Origin of the sequence: Dysgonomonas sp. UBA7630 (assembly GCF_002483985.1) — a bacterium.
GTDB lineage: Bacteria > Bacteroidota > Bacteroidia > Bacteroidales > Dysgonomonadaceae > Dysgonomonas.
On record NZ_DLIY01000023.1, the window covers coordinates 24,909 to 36,918 of the forward strand.

General features: G+C 36.4%; 11 protein-coding genes. 5 read left to right on the forward strand and 6 right to left on the reverse strand.

What is annotated here, in order from left to right; genetic code table 11:
• Window positions 1-57: 57 nt before the first annotated feature.
• From ald to B3P17_RS10040, 3 genes are all read right to left on the reverse strand, one after another.
• Window positions 58-1,164 (reverse strand): alanine dehydrogenase, encoded by a 1,107-nt coding sequence (ald, locus tag B3P17_RS10030; protein ID WP_252638065.1) that lies wholly within the window; start codon window positions 1,162-1,164, stop codon window positions 58-60.
• A gap of 38 nt (window positions 1,165-1,202) precedes the next feature.
• Window positions 1,203-1,514, reverse strand: a complete 312-nt coding sequence (locus tag B3P17_RS10035; protein ID WP_006842800.1) for a DUF3467 domain-containing protein — start codon at window positions 1,512-1,514, stop codon at window positions 1,203-1,205.
• A 121-nt stretch (window positions 1,515-1,635) separates the two neighbouring features.
• Window positions 1,636-2,064, reverse strand: a complete 429-nt coding sequence (locus B3P17_RS10040) for a YbaN family protein (RefSeq protein WP_252638066.1) — start codon at window positions 2,062-2,064, stop codon at window positions 1,636-1,638.
• A 266-nt stretch (window positions 2,065-2,330) separates the two neighbouring features.
• On the opposite strand from B3P17_RS10040, the gene B3P17_RS10045 reads away from it, so the two are divergent.
• Window positions 2,331-3,230: a PfkB family carbohydrate kinase gene (locus B3P17_RS10045; protein ID WP_252638067.1), complete on the forward strand. Its 900-nt coding sequence runs from the start codon at window positions 2,331-2,333 to the stop codon at window positions 3,228-3,230.
• A gap of 77 nt (window positions 3,231-3,307) precedes the next feature.
• Here B3P17_RS10045 and B3P17_RS10050 read toward each other — a convergent pair whose 3' ends face one another.
• Window positions 3,308-4,528 (reverse strand): MFS transporter, encoded by a 1,221-nt coding sequence (locus B3P17_RS10050; RefSeq protein WP_252638068.1) that lies wholly within the window; start codon window positions 4,526-4,528, stop codon window positions 3,308-3,310.
• A 167-nt stretch (window positions 4,529-4,695) separates the two neighbouring features.
• Between B3P17_RS10050 and B3P17_RS10055 the strand changes: the two genes are divergently transcribed.
• Entirely contained in the window at window positions 4,696-6,075 is a 1,380-nt protein-coding gene (locus B3P17_RS10055) for an aminopeptidase C (protein ID WP_252638069.1), read from the forward strand.
• A 286-nt stretch (window positions 6,076-6,361) separates the two neighbouring features.
• On the opposite strand, the gene prmA is transcribed toward B3P17_RS10055, so the two are convergent.
• Together prmA and B3P17_RS10065 are read right to left on the reverse strand one after the other, a co-directional pair.
• Window positions 6,362-7,201 carry a 50S ribosomal protein L11 methyltransferase gene (gene prmA, locus B3P17_RS10060; RefSeq protein ID WP_252638070.1) on the reverse strand — a complete coding sequence of 280 codons (840 nt, stop codon included), beginning with the start codon at window positions 7,199-7,201 and terminating at the stop codon, window positions 6,362-6,364.
• Between the two features lie 181 nt (window positions 7,202-7,382).
• On the reverse strand, window positions 7,383-8,360 hold the full coding sequence (locus tag B3P17_RS10065) for an alpha/beta fold hydrolase (protein WP_252638071.1): 978 nt from the start codon (window positions 8,358-8,360) through the stop codon (window positions 7,383-7,385).
• Between the two features lie 334 nt (window positions 8,361-8,694).
• On the opposite strand from B3P17_RS10065, the gene B3P17_RS10070 reads away from it, so the two are divergent.
• The 3 genes from B3P17_RS10070 to B3P17_RS10080 form a co-directional block, all read left to right on the forward strand.
• The gene (locus B3P17_RS10070) at window positions 8,695-9,717 is read left to right on the forward strand and encodes an outer membrane beta-barrel protein (protein ID WP_252638072.1); all 1,023 of its coding nucleotides are present in this window, start codon (window positions 8,695-8,697) and stop codon (window positions 9,715-9,717) included.
• Between the two features lie 101 nt (window positions 9,718-9,818).
• Entirely contained in the window at window positions 9,819-10,619 is an 801-nt protein-coding gene (locus B3P17_RS10075; protein WP_252638073.1) for an alpha/beta hydrolase, read from the forward strand.
• A 270-nt stretch (window positions 10,620-10,889) separates the two neighbouring features.
• On the forward strand, window positions 10,890-12,010 hold a 1,121-nt coding region (locus B3P17_RS10080), incomplete at its 3' end, for a hypothetical protein (RefSeq protein ID WP_291105344.1).

Sequence of the window (12,010 nt, forward strand, 5' to 3'; positions counted from 1 at the left end):
TAAAAAGTTAGGAAAAATTGAATTCAGACATCTGCTCTATTATGTCTGTTTATTTTTTTAAAATTGAAACTCTTTATATTCTAGTCCGAAGTTTTGAGCAACGGCCTTATATACAACGTCTCCTTTTACAATATTCAATCCTTTGCGTAGATCTTTATGCTCACGGCATGCTGCCTCCCAGCCCATATTAGCCAGATTTAATGCATACGGCAAAGTAGCATTCGTCAAAGCTAATGTTGATGTCATCGGAACAGCTCCCGGTATATTGGCAACACAGTAATGCACTACATCATCAATAACAAACACAGGATCTAAATGCGTTGTTGGTTTTGATGTCTCAAAACAGCCACCTTGGTCGATAGCCACATCCACCATAACGGTTCCCGGCTGCATATCTTTGAGCATTGCTCTCGATATTACCTGAGGAGCCTTATCGCCGGCAATAAGCACAGCGCCCACTATAAGGTCAGCATCCTTTATCAATTCTTTTATTGTATGTGTATCAGAATATCTTGTTGTAACATTAGCCGGCATAATATCGCTCAAATAGCGAAGACGCGGAAGACTCTTATCCAGAATGGTTACTTTTGCACCTATTCCTGCAGCTATTTTAGCCGACTGAGCTCCAACAACACCACCACCTATTACAATTACGTGCGCAGGTTTCACACCCGGAACACCACCAAGCAAGACGCCTTTTCCCAGATGCGGCTTTTCGAGGAAGCGAGCACCTTCTTGAATAGCCATACGTCCGGCCACTTCACTCATCGGTATAAGTAGCGGTAACGAGCGGTCGGGCAATTCAACGGTTTCGTATGCTATACAGATAGCTTTACTCTTTATCATAGCTTCTGTTAGCTCAAGACTCGATGCAAAATGGAAATACGTAAACACTATTTGATTTTCGCGGATAAGATGATATTCTTGCGGGATAGGTTCCTTAACCTTCACAATCATATCCGAAATGGCATAAATTTCTTCTGCCGTAGTTAATATTTTAGCACCGGAAGCTGTGTAATCAGTATCATTGATTCCGCTGCCAAGTCCGGCTCCGGCTTCTATATATACCTCATGTCCACAGACAACCAACTCATGCACACCTGCCGGCGTAACGGCAACGCGATTTTCAAATGCTTTCAGCTCTTTAGGAATACCAATTTTCATTTCTCTTGCTTTTTGTATTTATTTATAAAATACCTGATTTAAGCTTCTCCAATAGGACCGTTTATCGGTGGTAAAAAACCTGCCGAATTATCAACTTGTATGGATCCATTTTGAGATTCAAATCGGTTTATGTTTTCATTCAGAGCATACAACAGGCGTTTCGCATGTTCAGGGGTAATTACTATTCTCGATTGTACTTTGGCTTTGGGCATACCGGGCAAAATACGTACAAAGTCGATAACAAATTCTGATGACGAATGGGCTATAATAGCCAGATTAGAATATATGCCTTGTGCAATATCATCCGGCAGTTCTATTTGAATTTGATTGTTCTGATCGTTGTTCTCCATAATTTAATTAGATTGTTTTTTTTAGTCTATAACCCTTCATATACAAAGGAAAATAAATATCATAAAATAACAAAATATAACATCAACATTTTTATAATATAAATGCTCTCTTTTGTGCCCATTAAGAGGCCTTCAGCTTATTATTATCTTTTTCTTCGTTATCAAGTGTTAACAGAACCTTTTCTTTCTTTTTTCTCTTACGTAAAACAATTATTTGAGAAACAGTACCGACAAAACCTAATCCCAACATCACGAATTGCATTGTCTGATTACTTTTAAATACAACTAATGTAGTAAGAATTATCATAATCCACATGATACTAATGGATATAATCAACCCTTTTGTACTAAAGCCATTATTAACGCGCCTTATATATGGTCCTGTGATCTTATGATCTAACAATTTCTGATGAAGACGAGGCGAGCTTTTAGCAAATAAGACGCCGGTAAGAAGGATAAATGGTGTGGTTGGAAGTCCCGGAGTTACTATTCCCAATAGTCCAAGGCCTAATGAGATTAAGCCTAATATTATAAATAAATACTTTTTCATTTCCTATTATTGCGTATCGGTTCAGATATTGTATCCAAGCCAAAAACAAAGAAAAGAAAAAAGTATGAATAAATAAAATATAATTGGCTTTATTAGTCTAGTGAAAATCGTTTAACAGGGCGGAAATAATCTGAACTTATCAAAAAACATTGAAGATAAAATACATTTTTTGCTGACTCTTAGCATTATCAAAAAGAGAATAAAATTGAAATGAGAACTTCGGTATAACTTAATTTTACTACTTTTGCATTTCAAAAAAATAAGTAATGCAAAAACATGATCTTTGTTGCATTGGGCATATTACTTTAGATAAAGTAGTTACACCCAAAAGCACAGTGCATATGCCCGGCGGTACGGCTTTTTATTTTTCACACGCTATTCGTCATTTTACCGATATAAATTATACATTGGTAGCATCGTTGGCTCAGTCAGAAATGTCTGTAGTGGATGATTTACGTTCAAAAGACGTAGATGTGCATGTAGTACCGAGTAAGCACTCTGTCTATTTTGAAAACATCTATGAAGAGAATCAGAATAACCGAACTCAACGAGTGTTGGCAAAAGCTGATCCTTTTTCTGTTGACGCACTAAAAGATATAGATGCCAACATATTCCTTTTAGGCGCTTTACTTGCCGATGATTTCTCGTTGGAGCTGGTAGAATATCTTTCTAAAAAAGGCTTGATAGCAATAGACTCTCAAGGGTATCTAAGAGAGGTGAGAGACCAAAATGTCTACCCGATAGACTGGGCTAATAAAGAAGAGATACTAAAACATGTTCATGTTCTGAAAGTGAATGATCTGGAAATGGAAGTTCTTACAGGAATGAAAGACATTAAACAAGCATCTAAACAACTTCATGCTTGGGGAGTAAAAGAAGTCTTGGTTACTTTGGGCAGTCTGGGATCTGTTATCTATGATGGAAACAACTTCTATAAAATACCGGCTTATAAGCCGAAAGATGTAGTGGACGCAACAGGGTGCGGCGATACTTACGTTACAGGCTACTTATATCAGAGAGCTAAAGGAGCAACAATAGAAGCTGCCGGAAGGTTTGCAGCAGCTATGGCCACCATAAAAATAGAAGGATCGGGTCCTTTCAACGGAACAAAAGAAGATGTTGAAGATCGGATTGAGAATGCCGAACAGATTATTCCGGAATTTTAATTATCCGGAATTTATAATAATAAAAAAGGCTTTTAGTTGTTGTCTAAAAGCCTTTTTCTATTTATAAGATAGAATATTTATTTTCTTAAATTCTTTACGAACGATACTGCAGCTATTATCAGTAATCCGACTACACTCATAATAAGATATGCCCATTTGGGTCCGTAAGCATCGGACACAGAACCGACAAGTAATGGGGAGATAAATGGACCAACGAAACTAATACTCGACATGATAGTTAACGCCGTTCCCACCGGAGTTTTAGCCTTATCTCCTACAATACTGTAGATAGTAGGCACAACGCAAGAAATCCCTAAACCGATCAGCATAAAGCCTATAGAAGTGATAATTACTTTGGTAATTAAAGCGTCGGAATACCCGATAAAAAGGGACGAAATTATAAATCCTGCAAAAATAAGTGCCCCTGCTATTTGCAACACAGTCTTTTTCTGCCAAATAGTATATGCAAAGTTAGTAAGCATACGCCCCGCAAACATCATCACCATAAATACAAGAAATCCAACCTGCAATGATTCCGGTGCCTTGATCACAGACTGAAAATATACATCGCTCCATTCAAACATTGTATTCTCAACGATAAGAGCCAATAGCCATACCAATCCAAGCTGTATGAGAAGCGACTCAGGGAGATGCAATTTGCCGGTTTTCGCTTTAGCTCCTTGCGCAGTATTTAAATCCTCTTCCTTTTCAACAGCTTTAGCTGGTTCTTGAAGATATTTGTAATTAAGCATAACAATGACTATAGCAAGCAAAGCCATACCTAGAAAATGATAGAAAGTAATAACATTCAGATTGATCATCGAATAACCAATAATAGCTCCGATACACGCAGACAAGCTCCAACTCGCATGAAAAGTCGCAATTATGGGCTTTCCGTAAATACGTTCAACTTCAATAGCCTGCGTATTCAACGAAATATCAGTCATATTCCAAAATATACCGAATAAGAACAATGTTATCCCTAATCCTGTAATTCCGGGTACAATACTAACCAAAAACAAGGACAGCGCATATCCGATAATGCTAATTAAAACAGTTTTTTTGCTACCTAAACGAGGAAGTAGAAAACCAACTGCAGGAATAGCGATAAACTTTCCCATCGGAAGGAGAAACATTAATAAGCCGTAGTGTAGATAACTTTCTACATTAAAATCTTTCTTTATATCCGGAAGGCGGCTAGCCCAACTGGCAAAACATAATCCTTGAGCAATAAAAATAGATAAAACAGCATATCTAATTCTTTGTTTCGAATATGCCGGTTGTATTTCTGATGTCATTTCTTAGATATTTTTTTAACGATGCAAAGATAAAAGTCTTTGATGAAGATTAAGCATTATGTTTAAACAAATATTTATTATAATTGGCATGTAGAACAAATATCTATCAATATTTCGTATTTTTGCATAATTAGTTATTCTACATTCAAATATAAAAGACATATTTTATGAAAAAACATCTATTCACGGGCTTTTTGCTATGCTTTTCTCTTGCTGTTTCTTCTCAAAGTATCACCGAGAAAGAATTGCAGGAAATACAGTCTAGCTTTAAAGAAGACCCTGCTACTAAAGCTATCCAAAACGTTCTGACATCAAATGCCAATATTACTGCAAATGCCTTAAACAACAGTCTTCAAGGGAAAATAGACCATTACTTCAAATATCGGGTAAATGTGAAAGGTATCACCGATCAAAAAAGTTCGGGACGATGCTGGATGTTTACATCGATGAATGTATTGCGCCCTTCCATCATCGAAAAATACAATCTGAGCGAATTTGACTTCTCTCACAATTATCTATATTTCTGGGATATATTTGAAAAATCAAATTTATTTTTAGAAAATATAATCGCAACAAGCAAAGATTCTTTCGATGACCGAACCGTAGAATATCTCTTCAAGTCACCTGTAAGTGACGGTGGGGTCTGGAATCTATATTACAATCTTGGACAGAAATATGGAGTTGTACCTCAAGAAGTAATGCCGGAAACGGCACATTCAAATAATACGAGACAGATGATCAACCTTGTAAACGAAAAACTGCGTCTAGGAGGATATAATCTTCGCGAACAAGCAGCTTCAGGGAAAAAGATACAGGAGCTAAGAAACGAAAAAGCAACTATCTTGAAGGATGTATACCGGATTCTGGTTCTTTGCCTTGGCGAGCCCCCAAAACAGTTTACATGGAGATATAAGGATAAAAACGGAAGCGTTAGAGAACTCAGCAGCTATACGCCTCAACAGTTTTATAAAGAGATTACACCGGAAGATTATTCTCCGAGCAACTATATAATGATAATGAATGATCCTACACGTGAATATTACAAGTTGTATGAGATCCAGAATTATAAAAACACAATAGAAGGTATAAACTGGATATATCTGAACTTGCCGAATGAAGATATTAAGAAAGCAGCGTTAGCCTCTATCAAAAGCAACGAGCCGATGTACGCTTCATGCGATGTTGGCAAACAGATGAATAGAGAATCAGGTATATTAGATCCCGAAATGTATGATTATGAATCATTGCTGGGTGTAAACTTGTCGATGGACAAAAAAGCACGCATCTTAACCCGCCAAAGCGGATCGACACATGCCATGACTCTTGTAGGATGTGATACGGATATGAGCGATCAACCTATTAAATGGGAGTTTGAAAATAGTTGGGGTGCAGCATCAGGGAATAAGGGATACTTAACCTTTACTGATAAATGGTTCAGCGAATATATGTTTCGTATAGTGGTACATAAGAAGTATTTGGATGCGAAGGCTCAAAGTTGTTTGACTCAAAAACCGATACAGTTACCAATGTGGGATTATATGAACTAGCCCTTTTGTTAAATTATTTATAATAATCTTGTTCTTAGTTATTTGGAAACAAGTATCTATGGGGAGTAGGCTATTTAAATGTTAAAATATTAAAGAGATTGGCATGTTTGGTTAGCAAAATTTATAAAAAATATGTTTTATAATATGTTTTTTTATTTGGCGAGGACTCATAAATGTAGTTCCTTTGTAATGATAACCAAACAATCTTTATTTACCTTAAAGCCTAATACCTAATTAACTCAAACATACGAGGAGGTTTCATTCAGAAGCCTCCTCGTATGTCGTTTTAGGCCTTTTGGAATTTCACTGCAGTCCAATTGTCTTTTTGTGTATTGTGACAGAATGTCAATCCATTTTTTTTGCATTCTTCGGTTATGGCAGGGATATCATCAATATAAAATCCACTCATATACAAGCATCCACCGTTGTTTAAAACAGACGCATAAGCATGAATATCATTCAACAGAATATTTCTATTAATATTGGCTAATATAACATCGAAAGCCATATTCACAAGTAGGTTTGCCCCTCCTATCTTAACCGTAATGTTATCTATGCCATTCAATTTTATATTCTCCATCGCATTGTCGTATGCCCACTGATCAATATCTATTGCTTCAATCGGCCCGGCTCCCCGCATCGAGGCTAAGATAGCCAGAATAGCTGTCCCGGTGCCCATATCAAGCAAAGATCTTCCGGTGAAGTCTTCTTTCAATATCTCTCTTATCATCAGCTCGGTGGTTTGATGATGACCTGTTCCAAATGCCATTTTAGGATCTATATATATGTTATAATCATATATCGCCGGCGCATTATGGAAAGTACTTTGTATTATACATTTATCATCGATAATCAAAGGTTGAAAATAGTTTTTTTCCCATTCTTCGTTCCAATTCTTTTCTTCTATTTCCTTATAAGTATAAGTTATCTTTGCTTCATAAGGAAAATTTTCTAAAATTTCGTTCAATTGAGCCTCATCAAACAGGTCACTTTGAACGTATGCCGTAGTCCCGGATTCGTTCTCAACAAAGCTCTCGAAGCCTATATCGGCAATAGTAGCAGATAGAATACTGTTAACTATCTCATCATTGGGAGAGCACGTAAAAGTCACTTCTGTATATTTCATATTAATATTAATTTGCGTTGCTGCAAAAGTAGTGTTTTATAATGAAGTCGTCTTTGCTTTTTAGATTTAGTTTTACACAGCGACAAATAATCTTTCTGTGATTTTAAACAAAATGAGAAATATTAAGAAATAGGGTAATTACTGCAACTGAATAGCCTCAAGAACAGCTTCTTGTTATTTACTAATTGTTTGATTGTTGTATAAACAGAACAATACACTTTGCTATTTCATCAACAAATGAGAGGGAAATATCATGCCCCATTCCTTCGACTATACATAGCTTAGAATTTGGAATAGATACCGCAACCTCTCTTCCTGCTTCCAAGGGTACTATTGGATCTCTATCGCCTTGTATGACTAAAGTTGGGAGGCTTATTTGCTTCAGTTGTTCTCTCCTATCGCAGTAGTCTCCTATCAATACTACTGCTACTTGCCTGTTTACGCTTTCCGGTTTCCAGTTTCTATTTTTTACATGATTCAAAGCCCTTTCTTTCAGTACCTCATCGGAATCTATTCCTCCCAAAGCCTTATAAACACCGACAAGATAATTTGCGATTGAATCGACATCTGTGGTTTGAGGAGGAGGTGTTGCCATGGTTTTCAGCGCATTTGCATCACCTTGGGGTCGTAAAGGATTACCCGACGAAGCACTCATACTAGTCAGAGTCAGAACTCTCTGTGGAAAATGAATTGCTATTAATTGAGCAATAGCACCACCCATCGATGCTCCTACTATATGAGCCTTGTCAATCCTTAGAGCATCCATCAAGCCTGTTACATCTTTAGACATATCCAACAGAGTATAGGGTAATGAAGCATCATTGCAAGTACCTATATGAGGCCCGATAGCTACCCAGTCGGGCTGCCCCAATGAATCAAGGTGAGTAGATAAGCCTATATCCCGATTATCGAAACGAATGACATAGAAATCATTTGCAGCTAGCTTTTCACATAGCTCGACAGGATAATGCAGCAAAGTTGCCCCTGTTCCCTGTATCAATACAATCGCTTCGTTTTTGGAGTCGCCAAAAGTTTCATAGGCAATAGTTATTCCATTTGCATCTACCTTCCCTGATTGAGCTACAGCCCTATTGGAGATAAGGATAAATATAAAACAGACAATAAAAATGACATTAGTAAATGTTGGGCTCGACTTCATGATATTAAGTTTTATCAGTATCTATATTTATCTAAAACCATTATACTTTCAGATTACTATATTACAACTTACATATACAACTTTCTCCGACATCAAATATATCATTTTTATTACATAGTATTTGAAATACAGAACAAATGAATAGCATGATTCTATAAAACAATTACCATAACCCTATAAAACCTTTCGCTATTCATCTAAAGCACAACGAAATACGCACATATATACATTCCGTATATTTTTCGTCATATTATCTTAACAAAACATTAATAATGTGAAGATTATATTTTCAAATCTTTTCATTTTACTTTGTGAGAAATTATAAACTGTGAGTATGAAACGATATTTTTCTATTTTCTTTCTATTTTCTATACTTTGTAGTGCCACCTCTTATGCTCAGGATTCTTTAGCCTTTAAGCCATCGGGGAAGATTATTGCTCGAAGCTTTCTTGATTTTAGTAAAGGCTTTGGTGATGATGATAAGTCAGGGTTTGATATCACAAGAGCTCTCCTTGGGTATAATTATAAATTCACACGTACGTTACAGGCTCAAGTCGTTATTGATGGTGCTGCCGGAAAAACATCTTCCGATGGACTCGAAGTATATCTACGAAATGCTTTTGTAAACTGGAGTGATAAAGGTTTTAGTGTTAATGCCGGATTAATTGGGCTGATGGGCTTTAGTGTACAAGAAACATACTGGATGCATCGTTATGTGATGAAATCATTTCAGGACTTAAACAAAATGGGGCCAAGTGTAGATATGGGAGTAACGGCAGAATATGCGTTCAATCCGTACATTTCGGCAGACTTGGGAATCACCAACGGAGAAGGATATAAGAAGATTAAAAAAGATAATAGTATGAAATATGCTGCCGGGCTGAGCCTTCATCCTACAAAAAATACGATACTCCGCATATATGGAGATGTTTATAATGAAAGTGAAAACTTGAGAGATGCTTTACCCGAAGGAGTTACAGATGCAAACTTTAAAGATCAATACACAATGGCTGTGTTTGCAGGATACAAGGACAAGAAAATCTCTGCCGGCGCTGAATACAACCGCGTTTTTAATAAAGGATTTGTTGAGAAGAAAGATTATTTCGGGTATTCTGTCTATACATCAATCGCACTGGCTCCTAAATGGAGAACATTTGCTCGTTACGATTTAGTAGACTCTTCGGCTCCGAATAGTTTTAATACAGCATGGAATAGTCTTGACGGTCAGTTGATGATGATCGGAGTAGAATTTCAACCTGTAAAACAATTGAAAATTGCTCCTAACTTTCGAAATCTGAATCCTGATCATTCAAAATCACAAAGATATTTATTTGTAAGTGTAGAGTTTAATTTGTAATATCTGCTTATTCTTTTCTATATTTAATATTAACTTAGCATACATGGATAATCCATGTATGCTTTTTTATTACCTATTGATTACATAACGAATACGATATAATGGTAAAAATTGCGATTCGGTTTCTTGCTATAGTACTGGTATTTTATATAATACTTTGCGGTACGTTCTACTTTTTCCAAGAAAGATTCTTATTCTACCCTGATAAGTTAGGCAAAGATTATAAATTCCACTTTAAAGAAAATTTTAAAGGGCTATATATACAAACAGATGATGGAGTAAAACTAAATGGACTACTTTTCAGAGCACATGAACCTAAAGGGTTAATTTTCTATCTGCATGGTAATGCGGGAGCTTTAGATTCATGGGGAAGTGTAGCTTCTCTCTATACAGAGTTAGGATACGATGTATTTTTATTGGATTATAGAGGCTTTGGTAAAAGTGAAGGCGAAATTCATAGTCAGGCAGAATTATTCGAAGACATACAAACGGCCTACGATAAAATGAAAGAATTGTATGATGAAGATAGCATCACCGTATTAGGCTATTCTATAGGCACATGCCCCGCAACTTGGCTGGCATCCGTAAACAATCCTCATTTATTAATTCTACAAGCTCCGTATTATTCTATGACTGACATGATTCAAAATATCTGCCCCGTCATCCCTCGCTTTTTGGTAAAATATAAATTAGAGACATATAAATATATTACTAATTGTAGAATGCCGATTGTTATTTTTCATGGAGACGCAGACATGGTTATAAATTATAAGAATTCGATAATGCTTAGCTCCTTGTTCAAAAAAGAAGATTCGTTAGTCATATTAACTAATGAAGGGCATAATGATATAACATATAATGAACAATATAAGAAAAATTTGATTCACCTCCGGTCAAAATGATTCATTATTAATCATTTTATAAATAGATATACATTTTACTCCATTTTATTTGTTAAATAACTTTTATTGTGTAAATTTGACATACACGCGATAAAAAGACAAACTAAATTAAACCAATCTTAAATTTATTAGTCTTAAAGATATATTACAACCAATAACAAACACATAAAAGACATCAATATGCTATAAACAAATAAGACAAAACTAAGATACCGACTATTACTATAAAACATTTATCCGCATTTTAATAACAACTAATATGATATCGCCATGAGACGAACAGTAATTCTTTTTGCCATATTGGCCCCATTACTTATACCATCAAGCTGTAATCAGCGATCTGATAATAAAGAGAATAACAAACCTGACACTGAGATAAAAGATACTATAAAAGATGTATCTATAAAAAACGGTGATACCGTTCCGGAGCAGACTCCAAGTCGCCCTTTGCATTGGAATCTACCGAAGACGGATGCTAATTCTAATTCAGAAATGAGCTATGCAGAAAGTGAAAATTATATTTTAGAACCATTAAGTCCGAACAATTATGTAGAAGATACTTATTATACTAAAAATCATAACACAACGAACAATGAATATAGTAATTATCCTAATGACAGCTACAATAATTACCCGATAGAATATGAATATAATCAGTATTATTACGACAATTATTACAACTACTATCCTTCATATACAGATAATTACTTTTATTGGCATTACGACAATAGTTACAATTGGTATTATGACTATGATATAACTCCTCCTGTTTGGAATAATAAACCTAACAGACCGAATAGACCAGAGAGACCGAGTAGACCTCACGAGTCTCATCGACCTCAATTGCCGAATCGACCGAATCCTGATCGTAATCCAGACCGCAATCCGATCAACAGACCTGAACGTCCGGAACCTTCTCGTCCGGGAGAACGTCCCAGACCAGAAATCACAGAGAGACCAACAACTCCGTCTATAAGACCTCTACCTGAATCGGTTTCAGGCAAAGAGAATATAAATACTGAAAGAGAACGCAGAGAAGCAGAATCTCGTCGTCAACGAGAGGCTCAAGAAAGACAAGAACAAGAACGAAGAGAAACAGAGTCTCGCCGTCAACGGGAAGCGCAAGAAAGGCAAGAACAAGAACGAAGAGAAACAGAGTCTCGCCGTCAAAGGGAAGCTCAAGAAAGACAAGAGCAAGAGCGAAGAGAAACAGAATCTCGCCGCCAAAGGGAAGCTCAAGAAAGACAAGACCAAGAAAGAAGAGAAGCTGAATCTCGCCGCCAACGCGAAGCGCAGGAAAGACAAGAACAAGAGCGCAGAGAAGCAGAATCTCGTCGCCAAAGGGAAGCTCAGGAAAGGCAGGAACAAGAACGAAGAGAAACAGAATCTCG

Excerpts from the sequence above, each read along its gene's own strand:
- ald (WP_252638065.1), bottom strand. The coding sequence starts at position 1,164 with ATGAAAATTGGTATTCCTAAAGAGCTGAAAGCATTTGAAAATCGCGTT.
- B3P17_RS10035 (WP_006842800.1), bottom strand. The coding sequence starts at position 1,514 with ATGGAGAACAACGATCAGAACAATCAAATTCAAATAGAACTGCCGGAT.
- B3P17_RS10040 (WP_252638066.1), bottom strand. The coding sequence starts at position 2,064 with ATGAAAAAGTATTTATTTATAATATTAGGCTTAATCTCATTAGGCCTT.
- B3P17_RS10045 (WP_252638067.1), top strand. The coding sequence starts at position 2,331 with ATGCAAAAACATGATCTTTGTTGCATTGGGCATATTACTTTAGATAAA.
- B3P17_RS10050 (WP_252638068.1), bottom strand. The coding sequence starts at position 4,528 with ATGACATCAGAAATACAACCGGCATATTCGAAACAAAGAATTAGATAT.
- B3P17_RS10055 (WP_252638069.1), top strand. The coding sequence starts at position 4,696 with ATGAAAAAACATCTATTCACGGGCTTTTTGCTATGCTTTTCTCTTGCT.
- prmA (WP_252638070.1), bottom strand. The coding sequence starts at position 7,201 with ATGAAATATACAGAAGTGACTTTTACGTGCTCTCCCAATGATGAGATA.
- B3P17_RS10065 (WP_252638071.1), bottom strand. The coding sequence starts at position 8,360 with ATGAAGTCGAGCCCAACATTTACTAATGTCATTTTTATTGTCTGTTTT.
- B3P17_RS10070 (WP_252638072.1), top strand. The coding sequence starts at position 8,695 with ATGAAACGATATTTTTCTATTTTCTTTCTATTTTCTATACTTTGTAGT.
- B3P17_RS10075 (WP_252638073.1), top strand. The coding sequence starts at position 9,819 with ATGGTAAAAATTGCGATTCGGTTTCTTGCTATAGTACTGGTATTTTAT.